The organism is Streptomyces toyocaensis, assembly GCF_000725125.1.
Classification (GTDB): domain Bacteria; phylum Actinomycetota; class Actinomycetes; order Streptomycetales; family Streptomycetaceae; genus Streptomyces; species Streptomyces toyocaensis.
Window position 1 is genome coordinate 1 of sequence record NZ_JFCB01000077.1, and the last position, 283, is coordinate 283.

General features: G+C 75.3%; 1 protein-coding gene. It reads right to left on the reverse strand.

The genetic code is table 11. The features are described from left to right. The coding region (locus BU52_RS36745; RefSeq protein ID WP_235216491.1) for a hypothetical protein at positions 1-213 on the reverse strand (213 nt) is incomplete at its 3' end. Positions 214-283: the final 70 nt, after the last annotated feature.

Below are 283 nucleotides of genomic sequence, written 5' to 3' on the forward strand. Positions count from 1 at the left end.
CGGGGGTGTTCCGTACCCGGCCGGGGTGCCGGCCGGGAGGACGGTGTCCTCCCCTCCGACGCGGGGGTGTTCCGTCCGGGTGACCAACCGGCCCTCCTGTGACGCCGTCCTCCCCGCCGACGCGGGGTGTTCCGCCGATCCTGCGATCTTGTCGATCAGCGGCTTCGTCCTCCCCGCCGACGCGGGGGTGTTCCGTGCCAGCAGCCCTGCCACCGTACGGCCGGGTCCTCCCCGCCGACGCGGGGTGTTCCGCGCCCCGCGTAGGCCCGGTACGTGGCCCGAT